Origin of the sequence: Streptomyces sp. XY006, from assembly GCF_002237655.1 — a bacterium.
Taxonomy (GTDB): domain Bacteria; phylum Actinomycetota; class Actinomycetes; order Streptomycetales; family Streptomycetaceae; genus Streptomyces; species Streptomyces levis.
This window is the reverse complement of the sequence record NZ_NOKT01000005.1, coordinates 28,514-54,414: the sequence shown is the minus strand read 5'-3', so window position 1 is coordinate 54,414 and position 25,901 is coordinate 28,514. Positions and strand designations below refer to the sequence as shown.

Genomic DNA, 25,901 nt, shown 5'->3' with positions numbered 1-25,901 from the left:
TGCTCGTCACCGGTTCACCGTCTGCGTACGCCCGGTGACACGGCCAGGCGGCCCGCCGCCCAGAACACCGCCAGCGTGACGAGCGCCAGGACGGCCACGAGCGTGGCGCCGCCGACGACCTTCTCGTAGTCGCGCTGGTAGAGGCCGTCGACGATGTACCGTCCGAGCCCGCCGAGGCTCACGTAGGCGGCGATGGTCGCCGTGGAGACGATCTGGATGGCCGCCGAGCGCAGACCGCTGAGGATCAGCGGCAGGGCGACGGGCAGTTCGACCTGGAAGAGGATCCGCGACTCCCGCACCCCCATGCCGCGGGCGGCGTCCACCGGGGACGGGTCGACGGAGCGGACCGCCTCGTAGGTGGTCACCAGGATCGGCGGGACGGCGAGGATGACCAGCGGGATCATCACGGGCAGCAGGCCGAATCCCAGCACGATGACGATGAGCACGAGCAGGCCGAAACTGGGCAGCGCGCGGGCGGCGGTGGCGATGAAGGCGAGGGCGTTGCCGCCCCGCCCGGTGTGCCCGGTCAGCAGCCCGACCGGCAGGCCGATCGCGGCGGCCAGGGCCAGGGCCAGCAGCGAGTACTGGACGTGTTCCAGCAGGCGTTGCGGGATGCCGTCGTAGCCGTGCCAGTGGGCGCCGTCGCTGAAGAAGGCCTGGACGAAGTTCAGCACGTTCACCGGGTCACCCCCTGCGGCACGGGCCGCTGCCGCGGGGCCGTCTTCGGGCGCCGGCCGCTCGGCATCCAGGGGGTCAGCGCGACGCGCAGCAGGACCAGCAGGGCGTCGCACACGATGGCCAGGGCGGCCGTGGTGAGCACGGAGTTCAGGGCCAGTTCGGGGCGGTCGTACTTCTGCGCGGCGGCGAGCAGGTTGCCGAGCGCGCCCTGGTTGCCGATCAGGGCGCCGACGCTGACCAGGGAGATGCTGGAGACGGTGGCGACCCGCAGCCCGGCCATGATGGCGGGCACGGCGATCGGCAACTGCACCTGGAGATAACGGCGTACGGGTCCGATGCCCATCGCGGTGGCGGCGGCCAGGGTCTCCTGCGGCACGGAGCGCACCCCGTCGACGATGGCCGGGACGAGCACCACGAGGCTGTACACGGCCAGCGGGATCATCACGGTCAGCTCGGTCTGGCCGGTGTAGTCGATGAGGACGACGAAGAAGGCCAGCGACGGCACGGCGTACAGGACGGTGGTGACGCCGAGCACCGGCGGGTAGAGCCAGCGGAAGCGGACGCACAGCTGGGCGAGCGGGAGCGCGAGCAGCAGCCCGGCCAGGACCGGCAGCAGGGCCTCGCGCAGATGCAGTCCGATCAGGCCGGCCCAGCTGTGCTGGAGGTCGCTCGGGATGTCGAAGAAGCGGTCGAGGTTCACGAGGCGACCTTGGCCTCGTCGGCCCGGTCGGCGGCGTGGGCGCCGCGGATGGCCTCGCCGATGGCCGCCTGCGAGACCACCCCGGTCACCCGCCCGGCGTCGTCGACGGCGACGGCGTGACCGGCCGGGGAGAGCACGGCGCTGTCGAGGGCGGCCCGCAGCGAGTCGGTGCCGGGCACGAACGGCCGTCCGTACGGGAGGAGTTCGCCGGGCCGGATGGCACCGGCGGTCAGGGTGCGCGGCTCGCCCCAGCCGAGCGGGCGGCCCTCGGCGTCGGTCACCAGCAGCCAGGGGGCGCCGGCGGCGGCGATCTGCTCGGCGGTGGCGTCGAGCGGGAGCACCGGGCCGGTCGTCAGGTCGAGTGAGGCGGAGGGGAAGAACGACAGCCGGCGGATGCCGCGGTCGGCGCCCAGGAAGTCCTCGACGAAGGCGTCGGCGGGGCCGGCCAGCAGCTCGGCGGGCGGCGCGTACTGGGCGAGCCGGCCGCCCTCGCGCATCACGGCGACCATGGTGCCGAGCTTGATGGCCTCGTCGATGTCGTGGGTGACGAAGACGATGGTCTTGCCCAGCTCGTCCTGGATGCGCAGCAGTTCGTCCTGGAGTCCCTTGCGGACCACCGGGTCGACCGCGGAGAACGGCTCGTCCATGAGCAGCACCGGCGGGTCGGCGGCGAGCGCCCGGGCCACGCCGACGCGCTGCTGCTGGCCACCGGAGAGCTGGTACGGGTACCGCTTGGCGAGGGCGGCGTCCAGGCCCACCCGCTCCATGAGCTCGGCCGCCCGGGCGCGGGCCTTCTGCTTGCTCCAGCCGAGCATGCGGGGGACGGTCGCGATGTTGTCGACGATCGTGCGGTGCTGGAAGAGGCCGGCGTTCTGGATGACGTATCCCATCGACCGGCGCAGGGTGGTGACGGGCCGGCGCTGGATGTCCTCGCCGTCGAGCAGGATCGTTCCCTCACTGGGCTCGACCATCCGGTTGATCATCCGCAGGGTGGTCGTCTTGCCGCAACCGGACGGTCCGACCAGGACGGTGATCGAGCGGTCGCGTATCTCCAGCGAGAGCCGGTCGACCGCCACCGTGCCGTCCGCGTACCGCTTGGTGACTGATTCCATCCGTATCAAGACGCCGGGGCCCTTCGGGTTGGCGGAGCGTTTCTGGCCGTGGTCGTACGGGCTGTTGCCGGTCGAGTCTAGAGGGCCCGGGTCAACGGCCCGCGGGGCCCGTTGCGTCGAGGGGCAGCCGGACCGTGAACACCGTCGCCCCGGGTGCGCTGTCCAGCTCGATCCGGCCACCGTGCGCCCGGATCAGCGAACGGGCCACCGCAAGGCCGAGCCCGCTGCCGCCGCGGTCCCGGCTGCGGGCCTTGTCGACGCGGTAGAACCGGTCGAAGACCCGGGCCCGGTCGTCGGGCGGGATGCCGGGACCGGTGTCGGCGACGCGCACCTCGGCGGTGCCGGGCGTGACCCGCACCTCGACGGAGACCTTCGTCCCGGCGGGGGTGTGCACGGCGGCGTTGGTGAGGAGGTTGTCGACGACCTGGCGGATGCGCAGCGGGTCCATGCGCAGCCGCACCGGGCCGGGGCCCGCGAGCACGGTCAGCGGGTGGTCCGGGTGGCCCGCGCGGAAGGCGTCGGCGGCCTGGCCCACCAGGTCCGTCAGATCGGCGTCCCGCAGCCGCAGCGGGGTCTCCACCTCGGCCGCGTCGAGCCGGGCGAGCAGCAGCAGGTCGTCCAGGAGCACGCCCATGCGGGCGGCCTCGGCGCGCAGCCGGGCCAGGTGCCGGTCGCGTTCACCGGGGGCGTTGGCGGCCGCGTACTGGAAGAGGTCGGCATAGCCGCGCACCGACATCAGCGGGGTGCGCAGTTCGTGGGAGGCGTCGGCGACGAACCGGCGCAGCCGCTGCTCGGCCTCGGCGCGCACGGCGAGGGAGTCGTCGATGTGCTCCAGCATGGTGTTGAAGGCGGTCCGCAGCTCGTCCACCTCCGGCCCGCCGTCCCGGCCGTCGGCGCGCAGCGGCAGCCGGGCCGCCGACTCGGTCAGGTCGTGCGAGGCGATGCCGTGGGCGGTGGTGGCCATGTCGCTGAGCGGTTTCAGGCCGCGGCGCAGCATCCGGCGGCCGAAGACGACCAGGGCGAGCAGCGCGAGCGCGAAGGTGACGACCTGAATGGTGATCAGCTGCCCGACCGTGTCCTGGATCTCGTCCATGGGCGCGGCGCTGACCAGGACCACGCCGGGCTCGACCTCGCAGGCGCGCAGCCGGTAGGTGCCCGCGCCCTTCAGGTGCTCGGTGCGCAGCAGTTCCGTGTGGGCGGCGGACTGCGCCGAGGCCAGCGCGGTGAAGTCGTCGACGTCCTTCGGCAGGTCCGCCGGGTCCTCGGGCCGGCGCAGCTCGGGCCCGCCGTCCCGGACGTCGTACACGGCGTAGAACCAGCTGTAGTACTTCTTGCCCGACAGCGTGCCGTAGTCGGCGATGCTCTTGGACTGGGCGATCTGGGCCTGGGCGAGCTGGGTGTCGAGCTGGGCCGACAGGTAGTCGCGCATGTAGGTGGTCAGGGCCGTGCCGACCACGGCGAACACCACCAGCGACAGGGCGCCCAGGCCCAGGGCGAGCCGGGTGCCCAGGCGCATCCTGCGGTAGGCGCCCCGCAGCCGGGCGATCACTCGGCGGCCTGCCGCAGCACGTACCCGAAACCGCGCACGGTGTGGATCAGTCCGGCGGCGCCCTCGTCGGTCTCGTCGAGCTTGCGGCGCAGCCGGCTGACGACCAGCTCGACGACGTTGGAGCGGCCGCCGAAGCCGTACTCCCACACGTGGTCGAGGATCTGCGCCTTGGTGAGCACGGTGGGCGACTTGCGCATGAGGTAGCGCAGCACCTCGTACTCGGTCGGGGTCAGCGACAGCAGCCGCTCGCCGCGCCGCACCTCGCGGGTGTCCTCGTCCATGGTGAGGTCGCCGACCCGCAGGACGGACCGCTGGAAGGACGGGCCTGCGCTGCGCCGCAGCACGGTGCGCAGCCGGGCCATGAGCTCCTCCACGGCGAACGGCTTGACCAGGTAGTCGTCGCCGCCCCGGGTGAGGCCGGCGACCCGGTCGGCGACGCCGTCGCGCGCGGTCAGGAACACCACCGGCACCATCGTGCCGGAGGCACGCAGCCGGTCCAGGACGCCGAAGCCGTCCACGCCGGGCAGCATCAGGTCCAGCACCACGATGTCCGGGTGGAACTCGGCGGCCCGCCGCAGCGCGTCCTCGCCGGTGTACGCGGTGACCGCCTCCCAGCCCTCGTAGCGGGCGACGGTCGCGACGAGGTCGGCGATCGGCGGGTCGTCGTCGACGACGAGAAGTCGTACTTTCTCCACGCCCTCATAGTGCTGCACGCGGCCCGGGCCGCCCTAGCCGCCCGCCGTCCCGTGGCTCGATCGATAAAAACTTGAAAGTTGAGCGACAGCTTCCCGACAGCTCCCCGGCGCCAAGCTCGAATCCCAGGATCCGATCAAGGAGCTGCCGACCGTGACGACCCTCCGAGAACCTCCCGTGGCGACCCGCCCCGGTGTGCGGCCCAAGGTGGTGGGCCGGGCCGGCCTGTACGCGGTGCTGCTCGCCAACGCGGCCGTGGTGGCCGTCTTCTTCGTCCAGGCCGGTTTCGCCTCGAACGCGCTGATCGTGCTGGGCCGGCTGACCGGGCTGTACGCGGCGCTGCTCATGGCGTTCCAGCTGCTGCTGGTGGCCCGGCTGCCGTGGTTCGACCGGCGGATCGGCATGGACCGGCTGACGTCCTGGCACCGCTGGACGGGCTTCTCGGTGCTGTGGCTGCTGCTGGCGCACGCCGTGTTCATCGTCCTCGGCTACGCCGGGTCGTCCTCCCTGGACCCGGTGAACCAGCTGGTGGACCTCGCCGAGACGGTCGAGGGCGTGCTGCGGGCGATCGTCGCGCTGGCGATCCTCGTCGTGGCCGGGGCCGTCTCGGCCCGCTCGGCCCGGCGGCGGCTGGCCTACGAGACCTGGCACTTCATTCACCTGTACACCTACGTGGCGGTGGTGCTGGCCTTCACCCACCAGGTCGCGGCCGGGACGACGTTCGCCTCCTCGCCGGTGGCGACGGCGTACTGGTACACGCTGTGGGGCGCGGCCCTCGCCTCGGTGTTCGCCGGCCGGCTGGCGCTGCCGCTGTGGCGGAACCTGCGCCACCGGCTCCGGGTGACGGCCGTCGTCCCCGAGAACGACGACGTGGTCTCGGTCTACCTCACCGGCCGCGACCTGGACCGGCTGCCGGCGCGGGCCGGTCAGTTCTTCCTGTGGCGGTTCCTGACGAAGGACCGCTGGTGGCAGGCGAACCCGTTCTCGCTGTCCGCCGCGCCCGACGGCCGTACGCTGCGGCTGACCGTCAAGCGGGCGGGCGACGGCAGCGCGGCCCTGCGGCATCTGAAGGCCGGCACCCGCGTCTTCGCCGAGGGCCCCTACGGCGCCTTCACCGCCCTGCACCGCACCCGGCCCGACGCCGTGCTCATCGCGGGCGGCGTCGGTGTCACGCCGATCCGGGCCCTGCTGGAGGAACTGCACGGCCACGCGGTCGTCATCCACCGGGTCGCCACCGCCCGGGACGCCGTGCTCCACGACGAACTGCGCGACCTCGCGCTCGCCCGGGGCGCCGAGCTGCACCTGGTCACGGGCCCGCCGGTGCCCGACCGGCTGGCGCCCGGGGAGCTGGCGCGGCTGGTGCCGGACATCACCGAGCGGGACGTCTACCTGTGCGGCCCGCCGCCGATGATGAACGCCGTGCTCGGCAGCCTGCGCGAGCTGGGCGTGCCCAAGCCGCAGATCCACTTCGAGCGTTTCAGCCTGGCCGGCTGAGGAGGAGACCGTCGTGAAGCGAGCACTGCCCGTCCTCGTCCTCAGCGTCGCGGGCCTGATCCCCGTCTGGCGCTACGCCCCCTCCCAGGACACCGGTGCCGGGGCCGCGGCCCCGGCACCGGCGCCCTCCCTCTCGTCGTCCACGGGGCCCGGCGGCAGCACGTCGACGGTCGTGCCGGGGTCCACGGTCGACACCGAGAAGGGACCGGTACAGGTCGAGGTCACCTTCCAGGGCGACAGGATCGCCTCGGTGCGGATGCTGCGGCAGCCGGACCACCCCCAGACCACGGCCGCCGTGCCGAAGCTGATCGAGGAGACGCTGCGCGCGCAGAGCGCCGACATCGACACGGTGTCCGGCGCCACGGTCACCAGCGACGGCTACCGCCAGTCGCTCCAGGCCGCGCTCGACGCGAAGGGCTGACGGATGCGGCGCGTGGAGCACGTCATGGGGTTCCCGGTCTCGGTACGGATCGACGACGCGGGCTTCCCTGAGGCACCGGTGGACGAACTGTTCGCGTGGCTGCGGGAGGTCGACGCGCGGTTCAGTCCGTTCCGCCCGGACAGCGAGGTGTCCCGGCTGGACCGGGGCCAGCAGGCGGAGCCCGGCCCGGAGCTCCGCGAGGTCCTGGACCTGCGCGAGGAGTACCGGCTCGCGACCGGGGGCGCCTTCGACGTGCGTCCGCCCGGCCGGCGGCTGGACCCCTGCGCGGTGGTGAAGGGCTGGTCGGTGCAGCGGGGAGCGGAGCTGCTGTCGGCGGCCGGGGCGCGGCGCTTCTGCCTCAACGCGGGCGGCGACGTGGTCGTGTCCGGCGGCCCCTGGCGCGTGGGGGTCCGACACCCCGAGGACGCCGGGCGGCTCTGCGCGGTGCTGGACCTGACGGACCGCGCCGTCGCCACGTCCGCCCGCTACGAACGCGGCGACCACATCGTCGACGCCCGCACGGGCCGCCCGGCGACCGGCCTGCTGAGCATGACGGTGGTGGCCCCGACGCTGACCGAGGCGGACGCGGTGTCCACGGCGGCCTTCGCCCTGGGCCCCCAGGGCATCACCTGGGCGGCGTCCCGCCCCGGCTGCGAGGTGTTCGCGGTGAACGCGGACGGAAAGGTACTGCGCAGCGAGGGCTTTCCGGTGACGGCGTAGGCGTAGGACATACCGGACGGCACGGGCATCCGCGGGCGGCCGGGCGGCATGGGAATCCGCCGGCGACCGGGTGGCACGGGAATCCGCCGGTGACCTGGCGCCACGGCAGCTCACCGACGGCCAGGCGCCACGGGAACCCGCCGGTGACCGGACGCCACGGCAATCCACCGACGGCCAGGCGGCACGGGAACCCGCCGACGGCCAGGCGGCACCGGAACCCGCCGACAACCGAGCCCCACGGCAACCCGCCGACGACCGGGCGGCGCGGGAACCCGCCGACGACCGGGCGGCGCGGGAACCCGCCGACGACCGGGCGGCGCGGGAACCCGCCGTAGGCCGGGCGGCGCGGGAACCCGCCGTAAGCCGGCCGGGCTTCTCCGTCCTGCCGTGTCGCCCGCTCGCCCGCCGTCCTTTCCGTACCGGACACCGCGGCGTCACGCCGGCCGGGCACGTTTCGGCCGTCCCCGCCCTGTGCCCGGCCGCCCCGTCCCCGGGCGGCACCCGGAAGGACGACGTACGCCGTGTCCCAGCTCCTCGAAACGCCGCCCGCACCGCTCCCTGCCGCCATCTGCCCGGCCGGCCCGCCCCGGCGCTCCCCCGCCGCCGCCCGGTTCGTCCGTCCCGCCCTCGTCCTGCTGCCGCTGCTGCTGATCGGCGGGTGGGCGCTGACCGACCGGCGGGCCGCCGCCGAGGGGGTCGCGCGGCTGGCGTCCGCCGACCCCTGGTGGCTGTCCGCCGCGTTCGGGTGCACCTGCCTGACCTGGGTGGCCGCCGCCTGTGTCCGGCAGGGCGCGCTGCCCGAGCGGCTGCCGCCCGGCCTGCTGGTGGCGTCCCAGTTCGCCGCCGGCGCCGCGAACCAGGTGCTGCCCGCGGGGATCGGCGCGCACGCGGTCACCCTGCGCTTCCTGCAGCGCCAGGGCGTCCCGCTCCCCCGCGCCACCGCCTCGCTCGCCCTCTACGCCCTGGTCAAGCCGGTCGCCAAGACGCTGGTGCTGCTCGCGTTCCTGGCGGCGTTCCCGGAGGTGCCGCGGCTCGGCGCGCCGCTGCCCGGCGACCGCGCGCTGCTCACGGCGGCCGGGGCGGCGGCGGTCGCCCTCGCCGCGGCCGTCGTGGCGCTGGTGACCGTACGGGCCCTGCGCCGGCCCGTCCTGGGTTTCCTGCGCACCGCCCTGACCGACGCCCGCGCGCTGCACACCCGCCCGAGCCGGGTGCTGGCCCTGTGGGGCGGGGCGGCGGCGACCCCGCTGCTGCAGGGCAGTGTGATCGCCACGGTCGGTTTCTCGCTCGGACTGCCGCTGTCCTGGGCGCAGGTGGTGCTCGCGCTGCTGGTGGCCGGCGCCGTGGCCGGGGCGGTGCCCGCGCCGGGCGGGATCGGCCCGGTGGACGCGGCGCTCGTGTTCACGATGGCCGCGTTCGGCGCGCCCGTCGGCACGGCCACCGCCACCGTCATCGGCTACCGCGTGCTGACGGTGTGGCTGCCGATGCTGCCGGGCGCGCTCGTCCTGTCGGCCCTGCTGCACCGCAAGGCGCTGTGAGCCGAGCTCAACTGCCCGGCAGGGCCTCCAGGAAGGCGGCCGGCGGGACGAAGAACAGGCTGCCGGTGACCGCCCGGGAGTAGTCCAGCAGCGGGTCGGGCCCCGCGCCCGGCCCGCCCAGGAACATCTTGCGCAGCATCGTCTCGGGTATCTCCGGCGTGCGCGCGTAGGCCACGAAGTACGTGCCGAACTCCCCGTGCCCGGGCCGGCCGAAGGGCATCGCCGAGCGCAGTATCCTCTGCTCCGCTCCGTCCGGCCCGAGGACGGTGTTGACGTCCTTGTGGGAGCCGGGCGCGTCGAGTTCGAGGTTGGTGAGCTTGGTGCGGCCGATGATCTTCTCCTGTGCCTCGACGGCGAGGGCCTCCCAGGCGTCCACGTCGTGCAGGTACTTCTGCACGAGCGCGTACGCACCGCCCCGGAAGCCGGGGTCCTCGTCCCCGACGAGGGCCGCGTCCGCCGCGGCCTGGCCGACGGGGTTCTCGGTGCCGTCGACGAAACCGAGCAGGTTGCGCGAGTCGAAGTAGGAGAACGCCTGCGTCTCGTCGCGCACGGTGACCGCGCCGCGCAGCCGCCGCACGAGCTCGGCGGCGAGGGCGAAGCACAGGTCGGTGCGGGCGGCCTTGAGGTGGAAGAACAGGTCGCCCGGGGTGGCCGGCGCGTGGTGCCGGGGCCCGGCCAGTTCGCGGAACGGGTGCAGTGCCGCGGGCCGCGGGCCGCCGAACACCCGGCCCCAGGCCCGGGATCCGGCCCCGGCGACGCAGCCGAGCCCGCCGTCGGGGCTGGGGAAGCCGACGGAGCGCACCAGGCCCGCGAGCGAGCCCAGTACGTCCCGTACGGCGGTTTCCCCGCCGGGTTCGATCGTGGCGACCAGGAACACCGCGACCGAGGCCGGCGGGTTCAGCAGCGGCTGCGGCAGCGTCTCTCCCGAGGGCAGCGGTGACGTCATGGTTTCCCCATCCCTTCGCCGGCCGGTACGGCCCGCCCGCTCCCCCTCCGGGGCGGCGCGGCCCACGCCCCTGACACGATGCCCAGCGAACGGGCGGGCGGAACTCGCCCTGCCCGGCGGTCGGTTGCCGGCCGGCCTGCTCCCACAACACCTTGACGTCCCGGAGTCCGAGCGGCATCGCCTCGGCCCGGCTCCGTGGCGGTGCGTGGTGGCTGCGGGCCGGCGGCCGAAGGGCGGGTGCCGGCGGGCCGCCGGGGTGTCCCGGCGCCTTGCGGATGCGGCCCGTCCGCCCGGTGCAGGGCGTACGCGTCCGGCGGCTGGGGGAGCGCGTCCGTGCCGGTGACGGGCAGCGGGTCACGCAGAGTGCTGAACTCGTCGTACGCCACCCCCGGCCGCCTCGGCCGGCGCTCGGTGCGCTTGGGGCGCGCGGCCGGTCCGCAGGACCGCGTTCGCCAGGCCGAACCGCCGGCCGAAGTTCCTGCGTCACCCACTCCCACCTCAGCCGCAGCGGTTAGCCTCGTAAGTCACCGAAGGTGAACGGGGGTTGCCATGGTGAACGCCGATCGCACGCCGCCGGACTGCCCTGGGGGACATGACGGCATGCCGGAGAGCGGCGCCGGGGCGCATCTCCAGGACCAGCTCGAGATGCTCATCCAGGACTTCCGCACGAGCACCGAGCCGCCCATGCCGGTGTTCGTCGTGCACGCGCAGGAGAGCGCCGACGACGACGCGGTGACCGGGCTGGTCCGGCAGCTGTACGCGGGCCAGGAGGCGCACGGCACGCGCTGCGCGGTGGTGCAGGACGGCTACGAGGGGCCGACGGAGGTGCGCAGGGCCGCCGCCCTGGTGCGGGCGCTGAGCGATCCGAAGAAGTGGGGCGGCCCCAAGGCGGTCTACCGGCGCTACGCGTTCCCGCGGCTGCGGCTGGTGCACGCCATCGACGACGCGGTGGCGGCGCTCGGCGACAGCTGGCCCGCGCCCGCCCCGGGCAGCCCGGAGGCCGGGCAGGACCAGCGGCAGCTGCTGCTGAACCAGCTGGCGCAGCAGCGCTGGCGGCCGAGGAACACCGCGCGCTGGCGCTCGGGCCTGCCGTTGTTCGACATGGCGCACATCCTCCCGGCCAGCCTCGTCACCGTGCTGGCCGCGCTGCTGGCCCGCAGCGAGTGGTACGTGGCGGTGGGCGCGGGCCTGGTCTTCCTGCTGCTGCTGACCGTCCTCAACTACGTGCTGCCCGGCCGGGCCCCGATCTTCCTGTGGCTGCGCCGCGAGAGCCGCTGGTTCATGACGACGACCTTCCTGCGGGCGGCGGACCAGGACGAGCCCACCGAGGTCTCGCTGCTGCGGCCCGTGCGGTCCTGGAAGGCGATCGCCGCCCGGGCGTACGACGTGGCCGAGGCCCTCAAGGCGGGCGGCGACTTCCACCTCCAGCTGTGCGTGCTGGCGCTGCGGGAGGACCTGCGCGACAACCACCGCCGCTGGAGCTGGGACCTGCGCGGCTTCAAACGGCCGCGCCCGCCGATGCTGTTCCTGCCGCACGCGGACGCCCGCAACGGCGGCATCGAGCTGATCCGCGCCGTCAGCGACGTCCGCAGCAGGCGCAGCGAACTCGACCCGCTGCTCGTGGTGGCCGCGGTGCGCGCGCACGACGTGGCACGCCTGGAGCGCAGCGTGGTCCCGACGGCGCCCGACCCGGATCCGGTACCGCCCAAGTTCGGCGAGCGGCTGCGCACCTGGTACCGGGAGTGGGCGCACAACCTGCGCGCCGCGCAGTCCCCCAGCCGGGAGCGGTCCGTCCTGCCCTGGGTGATGAAGATCCCGCTGCCGCACGACCAGCTCGGGCCCGTCGAGGAGCGCCGCCGGCACCTGCGGGCCTCCACCCGGCCCACGCTCGCCCGGCTGGTGTGGGCCCTGCACACCCTGGTCCTGGTGATCGCCGTGCTGGCCGCCGGAACGATCATGCGGGCCGACGCCCTGCACGACCGCTACTGCTCGGCGTCCCTGCTGACCGCCAACCGCGACACCCGGCGTGCGCCGGGGCCCGGCGGCGGGGCGGAGTGCATCGGCATAGCGACGGACGGCGTCCGCTTCGCCGACTGGCTGCCACAGCCCCGGCCCGGCGAGGAGGTCTCGGCCCTGACGGCCGGCGAGCCGAGACCCTGGACGGTGGCGGAACTGGAGGACCGTATCGGGCGGCAGAACGCGGACGTTCTCGCCCGGCACTCCGGCACGTACGTCACCGTCGTCTACGCCGGACCGCTCAGCGCCGACCGGTCCGACGGCTCCTCGCTGGTGAAGGGCGCCGAGGAGCTGGCGGGCGTGTACCTGGCGCAGGCGGTCATCAACGAGAACTCCAGCGTGAAGCTGCGCGTGCTGATCGCCAACGGCGGTGTGGACCTGGGCCACCAGGAGCAGATGGCCGAGGCGATCGCCGCGTACGCCGCGCACGACCCGACTGTGGTGGGGGTCGTCGGCACCGGCCGCGACCTGAAGTCGAGCCGGGCCACGACCCGCACCCTGATGGAGGCGGGCCTGCCGGTCGTCTCCGGCACGAACTCCGCCACATATCTGCCCCGCGAGTTCGCCAACTGGTTCAGCCTGGCCGCCACGGACGAGTGGCAGACCCGCCAACTGGGCCTGATAGCGGCCCAGTTGCGCACCTCGCAGCGGCGGCAGTACGCCCTGGTCCTGGCCCGCGACACGGCGCGCACCGACGACCTGTACACCGACGAACAGGCCCGTTACGGCGGGCAGATGCTGCGGCGGCAGGGCTTCACCCTGCTCGAACAGCGCCGCTACCAGCTCAGCGGCGGCAAGCCGGAGCTGCGCTCGCACGCGCAGGAGATCTGCCGGGACGAGCGGGTGCCGTCGGTGATCTACTTCGCCGGGCGGGTGGAGGACGTCGATCCGCTCATGGCCCAGCTGGGCACCGAGCCGGGCTGTGCCGGACGGCCCCTGGCCATCCTCACCGGCGACGACCTGTCCAAGGCGGACTTCACGGCCGGCGGGCAGTCCGTGGCGCCGAAGGTCACGCTGTACCACGCGGCCCTCGCGGAGCTGGAGCAGGCCGCCACCAGGACGGCCTTCTATCTGGACGCCGCCCAGCACCTGCCGGGCCTGGCGGGCCGGCGGCTGCGCCACGACAGCCCGGCCCTGGCCAGCGGACAGACCGCCCTGGCCCATGACGCGACCCGCGCCCTGTTCTGGGCGGCCAGCCGCGACGACCGGCCGCAGAGCCGCGCCTCGACCTGGGTGAACCTGCGCAACGTGAAGATCGAGGGCATGGCCACCGGCACGATCGACTTCACCCGCGCGCCCCTCTACGGCGACCGCACCGGGCACAGCATCGTCCTGAAGGAGGTGCGCCGCCTCGGCGACGGCACCTCCCGGCCGCGTGTGGTGTGCCACCGCACGGCGGGGGACAGGGCACCCCTCACCCGGGAGGAGTGCCGGATCCGCTGAGCGCCGCCTCAGCCCGCGTCGGGCGTCAGCCGCAGCGCGATGCTGTTGATGCAGTACCGCTGGTCGGTGGGCGTGGGGTAGCCCTCGCCCTCGAAGACGTGCCCGAGGTGCGAGCCGCAGCGCGCGCACCGCACCTCGGTCCGCACCATGCCGTGCGAACGGTCCTCGATCAGCTCCACGGCGTCGGTGTCCTTCGGGTCGAAGAAGGACGGCCAGCCGCAGTGCGACTCGAACTTCGTGTCCGAGGTGAACAGCTCCGCTCCGCAGGCACGGCAGGAGTAGACGCCCTGTGTCTTGGTGTCGGTGTACTCACCGGTGAAGGCCGGCTCGGTGGCCGCCTGGCGCAGCACGGCGTACTCGCCCGGGCTGAGCTCCGCGCGCCACTGCTCGTCCGGCTTCTCGACGTCGTACGGCATGAGCCTCCAGCCCCTCAGTTCGACAGACGGTCCAGGATGCGCGGGCCGAGGTCGGTGACGTCGCCCGCTCCCATGGTGAGAACGAGATCACCGGGCTTCGCCATTCCCGCGACGACCGAGGGGACGTCCGCCGTGTCGTGCACGGGCGTCACGTCCGCGCCCGCGGCCCGGGCCGCCTCGATGATCAGCTCGCTGGTCACGCCGGGGATCGGGTCCTCGCGGGCCGGGTAGATGTCCAGCACGACCGAGGCGTCCGCGAGGGCCAGCGACTGGCCCATCTCCTTGCCGAGCTCCTGCGTGCGCGAGAACAGGTGCGGCTGGAAGACGACCAGGATCCGCGCGTCGCCCGCGGCCCCGCGCATGGCCTCCAGGTCGGCGGTCATCTCGGTGGGGTGGTGGGCGTAGGAGTCGATGACCTGGACGCCGGCCGCCTCGCCCTTGAGCTGCAGCCGCCGCTTCACGCCGGTGTACGCCGCGAGCGCCGGGGCCAGCTCGGCCGCGGGGACGCCGAGCGCCGCCCCGGCCGCCAGCGCGGCGACCGCGTTGTGCGCGTAGTGGCGGCCGGGCACGGAGACCGCGAAGGTCAGCTCCTCGCCGTCCAGCACCACGGTGACCCGGCTGGTCAGTCCCTGCGGCACGACCGACGTCACGCGCACGGAGGCGTCCTCGGACTCGCCGTAGGTCACCACCCGCACGCCGCGTCCGGCGACCCGCCGGGTCAGCTCGCGCGCGCCCTCGTGGTCGGCGGAGATCACCAGCGTGCCGCCCTCGGTGATCCGGTCCACGAACGTCTCGAACGACGCGTAGATCTCGTCCATCGACGCGTAGTTGGCGTGGTGGTCGAGCTCGACGTTGAGGACGATCGCCACCTCGGGCGCGTACTTGTGGAAGCTGCGGTCCGACTCGTCGGCCTCGGCGACGAAGATCTCGCCCTCGCCGTGCAGCGCGTTGGAGCCGGGCGCGTCCAGGTCGCCGCCGATGGCGTAGGAGGGGTTCAGGCCGAGCTCGCTCAGGGACACGGCCAGCATCGAGGTGGTGGTCGTCTTGCCGTGCGTACCGGCGACGGCGATCGGGCGCAGCCCGTCCATCAGGGCGGCCAGCGCGTCGGAGCGGTGCACCACGGGGACGCCCAGCTCGGCCGCGCGGGCCAGCTCGGGGTTGTCCTGCCGGATCGCCGACGACACGACCACGCAGCTCGCGTCGTCGGCCAGGTGCCCGGCGGCGTGCCCGATGTGCACGGTCACGCCCAGCGCCCGCAGCGCCTCGGCCGTGGCGGACTCCTTGGCGTCGCTGCCCGCGACGGCGGCCCCGCGCTGGGCGAGGATCTTCGCGATCCCCGACATCCCGGCCCCACCGATCCCGATGAAGTGCGGTCGGTCCATGGCGGTGGGAAGGCCGGGTGCCATGCGTGTCTCCCTGTACGTGTGCGGAACGTTCAGCGGCACAGCCTATGCCGAACGGTTCCCCGACGCCGCCACCGCCGGCGGCTACGCCTTGCTGTGCGAGAACAGCTTCAGCACCGGCACCCCGACCTTGTGCCGGGCGCGCGAGGCCCAGTCCCGGTGGAAGAACTCCTCCACGTAGTGCGGGTCGGTCAGCACGATGACCTCGTCGGCCCCGACCTCCTCCACCAGGGACTTCAGCGCATCCAGCGGGTGGTTCTCGATCAGCCGTCCCTCCGCCGGGCTGCCCGAGGCCCGCAGCGCCGTCAGGGAGACCTCCAGGGCCCGCTGCCCCACGCTCAGGGCCTCCTCCCCCTCCGGGGTCTCGCCCTCCCGCACGGCTTCGTCGAGTTCACCCAGCGCCACGTCGTCGATGGCCCGCAGCAGCCGGTCCGCCTGCTCGCCGCGCGGCTGGAGCAGCACCTGGAAGGAGACCTCCTCCTCCCCGTGCAAGGTCGTGACGAACTCCACGTCGGCGGACGTCAGGGCCTTCTCGATCATCAAAACGCTTGTGAACACCAGGCGCCCCTTCTGTTCCGGGGGCCCGGGGGCCCCGCTCCTCCGTGGGCCGTGCCGGGCCCTGCCGAAACCATCCTGCCCGTGCGCGCACGGATACTGCCGGATCCAGTGTGCCCTCCCGAACCCGGGCGGAACGGCATATGCCGCCCCCGGGCGGCCGGGGAGGGCCACCGTCCGCCTCTTCCGTCCGCACCGGCCCGGCGGATGCACCGGCCGCCGGCCGTCGGCACCTTGTACCCCCGGTCCGGCTGTTCAGCGCCCCGGGACCCGGTCTGTCAGGACCGCCGGTACCGCGTGAACAGGAAGCCGTCCTCCTCCAGCATCGACAGCAGGGTGAAGCGGTGCGGGACGGTGACGGCGGGTCCCCCGGCGATGCGCTGCGCGTCGCCGGCGGTGAGCATCGGGGAGACGGTGAGGCACAGCTCGTCCAGGACGCCCGCCGCCACCATCTGTCCCAGCAGCCGGGGCCCGCCCTCGGTCAGCAGCCGGGTGTGGCCGAGCCCGGCCAGGGCCGCCACGGCGCGGGCGGGGTCCACGCCGATGCCGTCCCCGGCGGTCACCACGCGGGCTCCGGCCTGCTCGGCGGCGGCCACGCGGTCGGGGGCGGCCGCGGCTCCCGTGAGGATCAGGGTGGGCACCAGGGGCGACGTGAACAGGGGCAGCGAGAAGTCCAGGTCCAGGCCGGCGGTGACCACCGCGATCGCGGGCGCGGGCGCCTGCCCGGCCGCCTCCCGCGACGCCGCGAACTCGGCCCGCGCGCGGGCCGGGCGGTAGCCCTCCTGCCGCACGGTCTCGGCCCCGACGACCACGACGTCGGCCAGTGCCCGCAGCGTGCCGAAGATCCGCATGTCGGCCGCGCTGGAGATGGGCTGCGAGCGCCCGTCGTGCTGGGCGGCGCCGTCCAGCGTGGACACCATGTTCGCCCGCAGGTACGGCACCGGCCCCGCGGCGCCGGGCTCGGGATAGGCGTACGCGGCGGCCAGCTCGGCCAGGGTCCACTCCCGCCCGGTGCCCTCGCCGGGCGTGCCGTCGGGGGCCGGAGCTGCTGTTTCGTCGGTCACAGGGAACAGGCGTCGCATGCCGTGCAGTGTTCCACGCGCCGTAGCATGGTGAACCGTGTCCTCTTCCCCCGCCCCTTCCGGAACCGGCCCCGTGACCGACCCGGCCCCGCTGTCGCTGTGCGCCCGTGAGCCGCACGTGCCCGCGGACCGCCTGGTCGCCGAGATGGTGCCGCCGCCGCGGTTCGACTCGGTCCGGTTCAGCACGTACATACCGGACCCGAACCAGCCCAGCCAGACCGAGGCCGTCCGGGCCCTGGAGGGCTTCGCGGCCGGCCTGGGCGGGGACGGCGACTCGGGCAGGCGGCGGCTGTTCGGGTTCGGCAGGGCGGCGAAGAAGGCCCCCGCCGGTCCGCGTGGCGTCTACCTGGACGGCGGCTACGGCGTCGGCAAGACGCACCTGCTGGCCTCCCTGTGGCACGCCACCCCGGCCGAGCCCGCCCGCAAGGCGTTCGGCACGTTCGTGGAGCTGACCAACCTGGTCGGCGCCCTCGGATTCCAGCAGACCGTCCAGACGCTCTCCGGCCACCGCCTGCTCTGCATCGACGAGTTCGAGCTCGACGACCCGGGCGACACGGTCCTGGTCTCCACGCTGCTCGGCAAGCTCGTCGACGCGGGCGTCGCCCTCGCCGCCACCTCCAACACACTGCCCGGCAAGCTCGGCGAGGGCCGGTTCGCGGCGGCCGACTTCCTGCGGGAGATCCAGGGCCTGTCGGCCCACTTCCGCGCGCTGCGCATCGACGGCGAGGACTACCGCCACCGCGGCCTGCCCGAGGCGCCGCCGCCGTACTCCGACGCACGGGTGACCGCGACGGCGCACGCCACCGAGGGCGCCTCCCTCGACTCGTTCTCGCCCCTCCTGGAGCACCTGGCCCGCGTCCACCCCAGCCGGTACGGGGCTCTGACGGACGGGATCAAGGCGGTGTGCCTCACCGGCGTGCGGCCCGTTCCCGACCAGTCGACCGCCCTCAGGCTGGTCATTCTCGCGGACCGGCTCTACGACCGCGAGGTGCCCGTGATGGCCTCGGGCGTGCCGTTCGACCAGCTGTTCAGTGACGAGATGCTCAACGGCGGCTACCGCAAGAAGTACTTCCGGGCCATCTCCCGGCTCACCGCGCTGGCCCGCGACGCGGCCTCGTTGCCGACCGGTCGGTAACCCCGTATCCAATATCGCCCCAACCACCCTGCGACAAGGGTGTGTTCAGGCCAGCCCACGTACGGTTTTCAGGCTCTCTTCAGCTCGAAACGTTAAGTTAACCCTGCAAATGACTTTGCAGGGTTAACGTGTTTCTTGACCAGCCGTTGACCAAGTGTTGGTCAGTACTAGACGTCTGTGACGGCTGAAGGGGGGCGCATGCATCGAGGTACGACGGCCCGGACCGTGGTTTCGCTCCTCGCCGCCGTCCTGCTCGCCCTCCAGTTCTTCGCACCGACGGCATCCTTCGCAACCGCGCACACATCGAGTCATGCCGAGGCCAAGGCTCACCCCGGCACCGAGCCCTCCGGCACGGCCTCACGCCCCGGGATTCCGTTCGCCGGCAAGGCGCTGCGCGACGAGATCGTCACCTGCCGCGCCGGGCACCACGGGGACCCGACCGGTCCCCTGCGGACCCGCGCCCGGTCCCACACCGCCGACTCCGCGCCCTCGGCGCCCGATCGGCCGCTGGCCCGGCACACCCGGCCGGCGGCGGACGAACCGGCCGGACCCGGCACCGCGCACCAGCGCACGTCGAGATCCTCGGCGTCGCGCACACCGGCGGCACTGCAGGTCTTCCGCTGCTGAGCCGCGGAGCAGTTCCCCCCACCTCTGTCATGCCCGTCCGACGCGCCCCCACTGCGCGCCAGGAGGAGTCACCACATCATGCAGCCCCTCATCGACAACGCCCGCAAGTTCGGACAGCGCCCTGAGGAGTTCGCCCGCCTCGCCGAGGGCCAGTCCCCCGACGTCCTGTTCATCACCTGCTCCGACTCCAGGGTCGTACCGGCCCTGATCACCGGCGCCCGCCCCGGCGAGCTCTTCGAGCTGCGCACCGCGGGCAACGTCGTTCCCCCCTACGCCTCCGCCACCCCCACCGGCGAGGCGGCCACCATCGAATACGCCGTCCAGGTCCTCGGCGTCCGGCACATCGTGGTCTGCGGCCACTCCCACTGCGGCGCCGTCGGCGCCGTGGTGCGCCACGACGACCTCACCGCCGTACCGGCCGTGCGCGACTGGCTCGCCCACGCGGCCGACGAGCCCGAGTGCTCCGACCCCGCCGACCCGACGGTCGCCGAGGCCGTACAGCACCACGTGCTCACGCAGTTGATGCGGCTGCGTTCCTACCCGTGCGTCGACCAGCGCCTGCAAGCGGGCGAACTCCAGCTGCACGGCTGGTACTACGAGGTTCACACCGGCGTGGTGCGCGAACACCGCGCGCAGTCCGACACGTTCGAGACGCTCTGAGGGGGCCGGTGACCATGGTGTCCAAGTTCCCTCATCTGAGGCAGGACTTCCTCGCCTCCATCGTCGTCTTCCTGGTCGCGGTACCGCTCTGCGTCGGGGTGGCGGTCGCCTCCGGCGTCCCCGCGGAGCTGGGCCTGATCACCGGCATCGTGGGCGGGATCGTCACCGGACTGCTGCCCGGCAGCAGCCTCCAGGTGTCCGGGCCCGCCGCCGGTCTCACCGTGCTGGTCTTCGAGGCCGTCACCGAGTTCGGCGTCGCCACGCTCGGCGTGATCGTGCTGATCGCCGGCCTGCTCCAGCTCGCCATGGGCTTCCTCGGCATAGGCCGCTGGTTCCGGGCGATATCCGTCTCGGTCGTCGAGGGCATGCTCTGCGGCATCGGACTGGTGATCATCGCCGGCCAGATCTACGCGGCGGCCGGCCTGAAGGCCCCGGACTCCGGGCTCGGCAAGATCGCGGGTCTGCCCGGGGCGTTCATGGACGCGTTCGGCAGCACCAAGGCCCTGACCTCCCTCGCGATCGGCGCGGGCACCATCGCCGTCATCGTGCTGTGGACGAGGATGCCGAAGGCCGTCCGGACCGTGCCCGGCGCCCTCGCCGCGGTCGTCCTGGCCACGGTCGTCACACTCGCTTTCCAGCTGCCCGTCGCCACCGTCCAGGTGGAGGGTCTGCTCGGGGTGGTCCAGCCGCCCGGGGCCGAGGCCTTCGGCGAGCTGGCGAGCCCGGCCATCTGGGGCACGATCATCGCCTTCGCGCTGATCGCCTCCGCCGAGAGCCTGTTCAGCGCGGCGGCCGTGGACCGGCTGCACAACGGTCCGCGCACCGAGTACAACAAGGAGATGGTCGCCCAGGGCGCGGGCAACACCCTGTGCGGTCTGCTCGGCGCGCTGCCGATGACCGCGGTCATCGTGCGCAGCTCCGCCAATGTGAGCGCGGGCGCCAGGACCAAGGCGTCCCGGGTGCTGCACGGCGTGTGGCTGCTGCTGTTCGCCGCCGCCATGCCGTGGGCGCTGGCCCTGATCCCCATTCCCGCCCTGGCCGGCATCCTCGTGCACGCCGGCTGGAAGCTGATCCCGTTCCGCCAGATCACGGCGCTGTGGCGGGCCCACAAGGGTGAGGCGCTGATTCTCGTCGTCACGGCCGTGTCGATCGTCGCGGTGAACATGTTCGAGGGAGTGCTCATCGGTCTGGCCCTGTCGGTCGTCAAGACCGCCTGGGAGGCCTCGCACGTCAAGCTGGAGGTCATCGACAAGGGCGCCGGCCCGATCCAGGTGTACCTGGCGGGCAACGCGACCTTCCTGCGGCTGCCGAAGATCATGGACAGCCTGGAGGCGCTGCCCCAGGACCGCCCGGTGGAGCTGGACCTGTCGGGTCTGCACCACCTCGACCACGCCTGCCGCACGGCCCTGGAGAACTGGGCCGCGCGCCACAGCGCGACGGGCACGGAGCCGGTGAAGGTCACGCAGACCGAGACCTCACCGGACGGCGAGAAGGTCACGGCCGCCTAGCGGGGCGCGCCGAAGATCCACGGTCCGGGGCGCGCGACCCACGCGCGCCCCGGACCTCGTGCGTCCGGCCCACGCCCGCCCCGGACCTGGTGCGTCCGGCCCCGGCCGCACCAGGCATGGCCCCGACCCCCGCTCCCGGCATATCGTTACAGAAGTACCCGGAACGGGGCCTGCGAGCCGGGAGGTCGGCATGGTCGAGGAGCTGATCGGGGCGGCGGCGGCGGTCTGCGCGGGCGGCCTGGTGTATCTGGCCGCGGCGGCACGGGTCGTCAAGCAGTACGAACGAGGGGTGGTCTTCCGCCTCGGCCGGCTGCACGGGGACGTGCGGCGGCCCGGATTCACCACCGTGATCCCCGCTGTGGACCGGATGCGCAAGGTCAATCTGCAGATCGTCACCATGCCGATCCCCGCGCAGGAGGGCATCACCCGCGACAACGTGACCGTGCGGGTGGACGCGGTGGTCTACTTCAAGGTCGTGGACCCGGCGGCGGCGGTCGTCAACGTCGAGGACTACCGCTTCGCGGTCTCGCAGATGGCCCAGACCTCGCTGCGCTCGATCATCGGCAAGAGCGAGCTGGACGACCTGCTGTCCAACCGGGAGAAGCTCAACCAGGGCCTGGAGCTGATGATCGACAGCCCGGCCGTGGAGTGGGGCGTGACCATCGACCGCGTCGAGATCAAGGACGTGTCCCTGCCGGACACCATGAAGCGCTCCATGGCCCGCCAGGCCGAGGCCGACCGGGAGCGGCGGGCCCGGCTGATCAACGCCGACGCCGAGTACCAGGCGTCCAAGAAACTGGCCCAGGCGGCCCACCAGATGGCCGACACTCCCTCGGCGCTGCAGCTGCGGCTGCTGCAGACGGTGATGGCCGTGGCGGCGGAGAAGAACTCCACCCTGGTGCTGCCCATCCCGGTGGAGCTGCTCCGCTTCCTGGAACGGGGCGGCGCGCCGGGCGCACAGGGCGCACAGCCACCGGAGGAACAGGCCCTCGACAGCCCGGAGCAAGCCCTCGGCCGCGCGGAACAGGCCCTCGACGGCCAGGAGGAGGCCCTCGACCGTCCTGAGCAGGCCCTCGACAGCCGGGGGCAGGCCGTCGACCGTACGGAGCAGGCGCAGCAGGCCGTGGAGGAGCTGCGGCACGCGGTCGAGCAGTGACGCGCGCTACGCGCGTGGTTCCCGCCACCGGCACCAGGTGGTAGACACAGCGGGATCACAGTTCCTGTCCGCCAGCAGGAAGGTTTCCCCATGACCGCTACCGGTCGTCCCGCCACACGCCGTCAGATGCTCGCCGGAACGGGCGCCCTGGGCCTCGGGATCGCGTTCTCCGGCGCCCTGGCCGAACTCTTCGCCGGCACCGCCGCCGCCCAGACCACGGGCCACGCCGGCTACGGCCCCCTCGTCCCCGACCCGAAGGGCGTCCTCGATCTGCCGGAAGGTTTCCGCTACCGGATCCTCTCCCGCGAGGGCGACCCGCTCCGCTCCGGGGAGGGCGCGGTCCCCTCCAACCACGACGGCATGTCGGCCTTCGAGGGCAGAGGCGGCCGGGTCCACCTGGTCCGCAACCACGAGAACCGCCACAACGGCAGGATCCCGGTTCCGGCCGTCGAGGGCCTCACCTACGACCCGGCCGCCAAGGGCGGCTGTACGGCCCTGACCCTGGACTCCCGCAACCACGTGCTGTCGGAGCGTGTCGCGATCGCGGGCACGGCCGTCAACTGCGCGGGCGGGCCGACTCCGTGGGGCACCTGGCTGACCTGCGAGGAGAACGAGGACAAGGCGGGCACCAACGGGTACACCAAGGACCACGGCTTCATCTTCGAGGTCGACCCGGTCGATCCGCGCCGCACCGGGGCCGTGCCGCTGACCGCGATGGGCCGCTTCCAGCACGAGGCGATCGCCGTCGACCCCCGGCGCGGTGTGGTCTACGAGACCGAGGACGCCTTCGACAAGCCCTTCGGCCTGTTCTACCGCTTCCTGCCGGACCGGCCGCTGGGCGGCCGGGGTTCGCTGCGCGCGGGCGGCCGGCTGCAGGCCATGCGCGTGCCGGGTGTGCCCGACCTGTCCACGATCCAGGACATCGGTGCCGCGTTCGACGGCATCGAGTGGGTCGACGTCCCCGATCCGCAGGCGGCGCGGACGCCGATCCGGCTGCAGGACTTCGGGCGCCGGGGCATCACCCACGCGCAGAAGCTGGAGGGCTGTTACTGGGGCGGCCGTTCGGTCTATTTCGTGTCGTCCTTCGCGCGCACCGGCGAGGGTTCGGCGGCCGACCACTACGGGCAGGTCTGGCGCTACGACCCCGAGCGCCGCCGGCTGACCCTCGTCGTGGTGTTCGGCCCGGACACCGACGTGCAGCTGCCGGGCGAGTCGCCGGACAACATCTGCCTCGCGGCCGGCGGCGGTCTCATGGTCTGCGAGGACGGCGAGGGCGCCCAGCACGTGTACGGCGTGACCCGGCGCGGCGAGGTCTACGCGATGGCCCGCAACCGGCAGGACATCGGCAGCCCCGAGGAGCCCGAGTGGGGCGAGTTCGCCGGGGTGACCTTCTCGCCCGACGGCGACACCATGTACGTCAACTGCTACACCCCCGGCACCACGTTCGCGGTGACCGGCCCCTGGCGCCGGTAGCCGCCGTCCCGCTCGTCCGGCCGGGCCTCCCGGGACCCGGCCGGTCAGGCGGCCAGCAGGGCGTCGATCTGGCCGACGGCCTCCTTCAGGCCCTCCTCCATGCCCATGGTGATCAGCTGCTCCATCTGCTCGCGGGAGTCGAAGAGGGAGCGCATCTCCATGCGTGTGCCGCCCTCGCGCTCGCTGAGCCGGACCGACACGGACATGGTCGGCATGTCGTCCTTGGGCTTGCCGTCGTCGTCGGCGAAGCCGTCGGTGAACTCCAGGGCCGTCGGCTCGGTGACCGAGGTGATCCGCCACCAGCCGCGGTGCCGGTCGCCCTCCGGTCCGGTCATGAAGTAGGTGACCTCGCCGCCGGGACTCAGGTCGTGCTCCTCCACGGTCGCCGGGTAGCTCGGCGGGCCCCACCAGCGCTCCAGCTGCCGGGGGTCGGCCCACAGCCGCCACACCCGCTCCACGGGAGCGGCGAAGTCGGCGACCAGGGTCAGGGTCAGGCGGTCGAGGTCCTTGTCGACACGGGTGACGCTCATCTCTCGGGCCCTTCCTTCTCGTCGTTCTCTCCGGTCGCGGACGGCCCGGTCCGGGAGGTGCCGGTGCCGGAGTCCTCGGCGCCCCCGGGCCCGGAGGTGCCGGTGCCCGGGTCCTCGGCGAGCAGCCGGGCCATCCGGTCCACCCTCCCGCGCCAGGCCGACTCCAGCTCGTCGAGCGCCCGGCGCGCTCGGTCCACCGCGTCGGGGTCGGTGCGCACGAGCTGCTCCCGTCCGCTGCGCTGCTTGGTGACCAGCCCTGCCCGCTCCAGCACCGCGACGTGCTTCTGCACGGCCGCGAAGCTCATCGGATAGGCCTCGGCCAGCCGGGACACCGACAGTTCCCCGCGCACGCAGCGGCGCAGGATGTCCCGGCGCGTGGTGTCGGCCAGGGCGTGGAACAGCCGGTCCACCGTCTCGTCGCCCAACTCATCTACAACCATTTGGTTGTACGTTAGCCCCGTGGGGCCCCCTCTGTAAAGCGACCGCCCCGTACTGACGCGGGCCCGCCGGGGTACTCGGTGCCGCATGAGCGAGAAGCAGCAGGTCAGCAGCTCGTACTGGCTCGACACGGCACCGGACGGCCGCCATCCGGCGCTGGCGGAGGACCTGGACGTCGACGTGGCGGTGATCGGCGCCGGGATCGCCGGACTGTGCACGGCGTGGGAGCTGACACGGGCGGGGCGCAGCGTGGCGGTCCTGGAGGCGGGCCGGGTCGCCGCCGGCGTGACCGGGCACACCACCGCGAAGGTCACCGCCCTGCACTCCCTCGTCTACGACAAACTGCGCCGCACCCGCGGCCCCGAGGGCGCGCGGCTGTACGCCCGTTCCCAGTCCGAGGCGATCGAGCGCGCGGCCGGGATCGCCGCGGAGCTCGGCGTCGACTGCGACTGGGAGGCCCGGGACGCCTACACGTACGCCCGCGACCCCGGCAAGGTCGAGGAGCTGCGGGCCGAGGCCCGGGCGGCCGCCGAGGCGGGGCTGCCCGCCGAGTTCGTGACGGAGACGGGGCTGCCCTTCGAGGTGGCGGGCGCGGTCCGGGTCACCGGGCAGGCCCAGTTCCATCCGCGCAAGTACCTGCTGGCCCTCGCCGCCGACCTGGTCGAGGGCGGCGGCCGGATCTTCGAGGAGACCACCGTGCTCGGCCTGGACGAGGGCGAGCCGTGCCGGCTGTCGACCGCGACCGGGGCGACGGTCCGGGCCCGGGACGTCGTCGTTGCCACGCACTACCCGGTCTTCGACCGGGCCCTGCTGTTCACCCGGCTGACGCCGAAGCGCGAACTGGTCGTCGCCGGGACCGTGCCCGCGGACCAGGACCCCGGCGGCATGTTCATCACGCCCGACGAGAACACCCGCTCGGTGCGCACGGCCCCCTACGACGGGGACCGGCGCCTGCTCATCGTCACCGGCGAGCACTTCACGCCGGGCACCGGCGACACCCGGGAGCGGCTGGAGCGCCTCACGGCCTGGGCCACGCGGTACTTCCCCGGCCTGGACGTCACCCACCGCTGGGCCACGCAGGACAACAGCCCCACGGACACCGTCCCGATGGTGGGCCCGCTGCACCCGGGCGCCCGGCACACCTACGTGGCCACCGGCTTCGGCGGCTGGGGCATGAGCGGCGGCATGATGGCGGGCCGGCTGCTCGCCGCGCAGATCACGGGCGAGGAGTGCGCATGGAGCGCGCTGTACGACCCGCGCCGCCTGAAGCCCGCGGTGCGGGAAGCGCCGTCGTTCCTCAAGACCCAGGCCAAAGTGGCCGGGCACTTCGTGGGCGACCGGCTGCGGCCCTCGCCGCCGCTGGAGTCCCTGCCGCCGGGCGAGGGTGCCGTGGTCCGCGCCGACGGCCACCGCGTGGCCGTCTACCGGGACGACGACGGAGCCCTGCACGCCGTCTCGGCCCGCTGCACCCACCTGGGCTGCCTGGTCGACTTCAACGCCGCCGAGCGCGCCTGGGAGTGCCCCTGCCACGGCTCGCGCTTCGACACCGACGGCAAGGTGATCCAGGGCCCGGCGACCAAGCCGCTGGAACGGCGGGACATCTGAGCGGGC

24 protein-coding genes are annotated in these 25,901 nt (G+C 73.5%); 12 read left to right on the top strand and 12 right to left on the bottom strand.

Features of this window, described 5'->3' with window-relative positions:
- Nucleotides 1-14: 14 nt before the first annotated feature.
- The 5 genes from CHR28_RS07890 to CHR28_RS07870 all read right to left on the bottom strand — a co-directional run bounded on the left by CHR28_RS07890 (nt 15) and on the right by CHR28_RS07870 (nt 4,734).
- Entirely contained in the window at nt 15-680 is a 666-nt protein-coding gene (locus CHR28_RS07890) for an ABC transporter permease (protein WP_094052776.1), read from the bottom strand.
- On the bottom strand, nt 677-1,378 hold the full coding sequence (locus CHR28_RS07885) for an ABC transporter permease (protein ID WP_094052775.1): 702 nt from the start codon (nt 1,376-1,378) through the stop codon (nt 677-679). Before CHR28_RS07885 ends, CHR28_RS07890 begins: the two co-directional genes overlap by 4 nt.
- A complete protein-coding gene (locus CHR28_RS07880) occupies nt 1,375-2,499 on the bottom strand; it encodes an ABC transporter ATP-binding protein (protein ID WP_179272350.1) in 1,125 nt (374 codons plus the stop codon). Before CHR28_RS07880 ends, CHR28_RS07885 begins: the two co-directional genes overlap by 4 nt.
- Before the next feature lie 82 nt (nt 2,500-2,581).
- Nucleotides 2,582-4,039 (bottom strand): sensor histidine kinase, encoded by a 1,458-nt coding sequence (locus CHR28_RS07875; RefSeq protein WP_094052773.1) that lies wholly within the window; start codon nt 4,037-4,039, stop codon nt 2,582-2,584.
- Nucleotides 4,036-4,734, bottom strand: coding sequence for a response regulator transcription factor (locus CHR28_RS07870; protein WP_094052772.1), 699 nt, complete (start codon nt 4,732-4,734; stop codon nt 4,036-4,038). Before CHR28_RS07870 ends, CHR28_RS07875 begins: the two co-directional genes overlap by 4 nt.
- Nucleotides 4,735-4,939: 205 nt before the next feature.
- Between CHR28_RS07870 and CHR28_RS07865 the strand changes: the two genes are divergently transcribed.
- The 4 genes from CHR28_RS07865 to CHR28_RS07850 all read left to right on the top strand — a co-directional run bounded on the left by CHR28_RS07865 (nt 4,940) and on the right by CHR28_RS07850 (nt 8,902).
- The gene (locus CHR28_RS07865; RefSeq protein WP_094052955.1) at nt 4,940-6,226 is read left to right on the top strand and encodes a ferredoxin reductase family protein; all 1,287 of its coding nucleotides are present in this window, start codon (nt 4,940-4,942) and stop codon (nt 6,224-6,226) included.
- 13 nt (nt 6,227-6,239) lie between these two features.
- Nucleotides 6,240-6,647 carry an FMN-binding protein gene (locus tag CHR28_RS07860; protein WP_094052771.1) on the top strand — a complete coding sequence of 136 codons (408 nt, stop codon included), beginning with the start codon at nt 6,240-6,242 and terminating at the stop codon, nt 6,645-6,647.
- 3 nt (nt 6,648-6,650) lie between these two features.
- Complete coding sequence (locus tag CHR28_RS07855; protein ID WP_094052770.1) at nt 6,651-7,367, top strand: FAD:protein FMN transferase; 717 nt, start codon at nt 6,651-6,653, stop codon at nt 7,365-7,367.
- A 521-nt stretch (nt 7,368-7,888) separates the two neighbouring features.
- Nucleotides 7,889-8,902, top strand: coding sequence for a lysylphosphatidylglycerol synthase transmembrane domain-containing protein (locus tag CHR28_RS07850; protein WP_094052769.1), 1,014 nt, complete (start codon nt 7,889-7,891; stop codon nt 8,900-8,902).
- Between the two features lie 7 nt (nt 8,903-8,909).
- Here the strand turns inward: CHR28_RS07850 and CHR28_RS07845 are convergent, their stop codons facing one another.
- Nucleotides 8,910-9,848, bottom strand: coding sequence for a Dyp-type peroxidase (locus tag CHR28_RS07845; protein ID WP_094052768.1), 939 nt, complete (start codon nt 9,846-9,848; stop codon nt 8,910-8,912).
- 600 nt (nt 9,849-10,448) lie between these two features.
- On the opposite strand from CHR28_RS07845, the gene CHR28_RS07840 reads away from it, so the two are divergent.
- Entirely contained in the window at nt 10,449-13,307 is a 2,859-nt protein-coding gene (locus CHR28_RS07840; protein ID WP_256984160.1) for an ABC transporter substrate-binding protein, read from the top strand.
- Nucleotides 13,308-13,315: 8 nt separating this feature from the next.
- Here CHR28_RS07840 and msrB read toward each other — a convergent pair whose 3' ends face one another.
- The 4 genes from msrB to CHR28_RS07820 all read right to left on the bottom strand — a co-directional run bounded on the left by msrB (nt 13,316) and on the right by CHR28_RS07820 (nt 16,763).
- Nucleotides 13,316-13,723: a peptide-methionine (R)-S-oxide reductase MsrB gene (gene msrB, locus CHR28_RS07835; protein ID WP_094052766.1), complete on the bottom strand. Its 408-nt coding sequence runs from the start codon at nt 13,721-13,723 to the stop codon at nt 13,316-13,318.
- 14 nt (nt 13,724-13,737) lie between these two features.
- On the bottom strand, nt 13,738-15,129 hold the full coding sequence (murC, locus tag CHR28_RS07830) for a UDP-N-acetylmuramate--L-alanine ligase (protein ID WP_094052765.1): 1,392 nt from the start codon (nt 15,127-15,129) through the stop codon (nt 13,738-13,740).
- A gap of 81 nt (nt 15,130-15,210) precedes the next feature.
- Nucleotides 15,211-15,684 carry an indole-3-glycerol phosphate synthase gene (locus CHR28_RS07825; RefSeq protein WP_179272348.1) on the bottom strand — a complete coding sequence of 158 codons (474 nt, stop codon included), beginning with the start codon at nt 15,682-15,684 and terminating at the stop codon, nt 15,211-15,213.
- 275 nt (nt 15,685-15,959) lie between these two features.
- Nucleotides 15,960-16,763 carry a pyrimidine reductase family protein gene (locus CHR28_RS07820; protein ID WP_094052763.1) on the bottom strand — a complete coding sequence of 268 codons (804 nt, stop codon included), beginning with the start codon at nt 16,761-16,763 and terminating at the stop codon, nt 15,960-15,962.
- A 37-nt stretch (nt 16,764-16,800) separates the two neighbouring features.
- Here CHR28_RS07820 and zapE point away from each other — a divergent pair, with 37 nt between their 5' ends.
- From zapE to CHR28_RS07790, 6 genes are all read left to right on the top strand, one after another.
- The gene (zapE, locus tag CHR28_RS07815) at nt 16,801-17,898 is read left to right on the top strand and encodes a cell division protein ZapE (RefSeq protein WP_094052762.1); all 1,098 of its coding nucleotides are present in this window, start codon (nt 16,801-16,803) and stop codon (nt 17,896-17,898) included.
- Between the two features lie 198 nt (nt 17,899-18,096).
- A complete protein-coding gene (locus tag CHR28_RS07810) occupies nt 18,097-18,525 on the top strand; it encodes a hypothetical protein (RefSeq protein WP_094052761.1) in 429 nt (142 codons plus the stop codon).
- A 78-nt stretch (nt 18,526-18,603) separates the two neighbouring features.
- The gene (locus CHR28_RS07805) at nt 18,604-19,185 is read left to right on the top strand and encodes a carbonic anhydrase (RefSeq protein WP_094052760.1); all 582 of its coding nucleotides are present in this window, start codon (nt 18,604-18,606) and stop codon (nt 19,183-19,185) included.
- 14 nt (nt 19,186-19,199) lie between these two features.
- Nucleotides 19,200-20,693 (top strand): SulP family inorganic anion transporter, encoded by a 1,494-nt coding sequence (locus CHR28_RS07800; protein WP_094052954.1) that lies wholly within the window; start codon nt 19,200-19,202, stop codon nt 20,691-20,693.
- Between the two features lie 190 nt (nt 20,694-20,883).
- Nucleotides 20,884-21,849, top strand: a complete 966-nt coding sequence (locus CHR28_RS07795) for a slipin family protein (RefSeq protein ID WP_094052759.1) — start codon at nt 20,884-20,886, stop codon at nt 21,847-21,849.
- A 90-nt stretch (nt 21,850-21,939) separates the two neighbouring features.
- Nucleotides 21,940-23,322, top strand: a complete 1,383-nt coding sequence (locus CHR28_RS07790; RefSeq protein ID WP_094052758.1) for a PhoX family protein — start codon at nt 21,940-21,942, stop codon at nt 23,320-23,322.
- Nucleotides 23,323-23,366: 44 nt separating this feature from the next.
- Here the strand turns inward: CHR28_RS07790 and CHR28_RS07785 are convergent, their stop codons facing one another.
- Nucleotides 23,367-23,852, bottom strand: coding sequence for an SRPBCC family protein (locus CHR28_RS07785; RefSeq protein WP_094052757.1), 486 nt, complete (start codon nt 23,850-23,852; stop codon nt 23,367-23,369).
- Entirely contained in the window at nt 23,849-24,292 is a 444-nt protein-coding gene (locus CHR28_RS07780; RefSeq protein ID WP_256984157.1) for an ArsR/SmtB family transcription factor, read from the bottom strand. The genes CHR28_RS07785 and CHR28_RS07780 overlap by 4 nt, the downstream gene beginning before the upstream one ends.
- 85 nt (nt 24,293-24,377) lie before the next feature.
- On the opposite strand from CHR28_RS07780, the gene CHR28_RS07775 reads away from it, so the two are divergent.
- Nucleotides 24,378-25,895, top strand: a complete 1,518-nt coding sequence (locus CHR28_RS07775; RefSeq protein ID WP_094052756.1) for an FAD-dependent oxidoreductase — start codon at nt 24,378-24,380, stop codon at nt 25,893-25,895.
- The last annotated feature ends 6 nt before the right edge of the window (nt 25,896-25,901 follow it).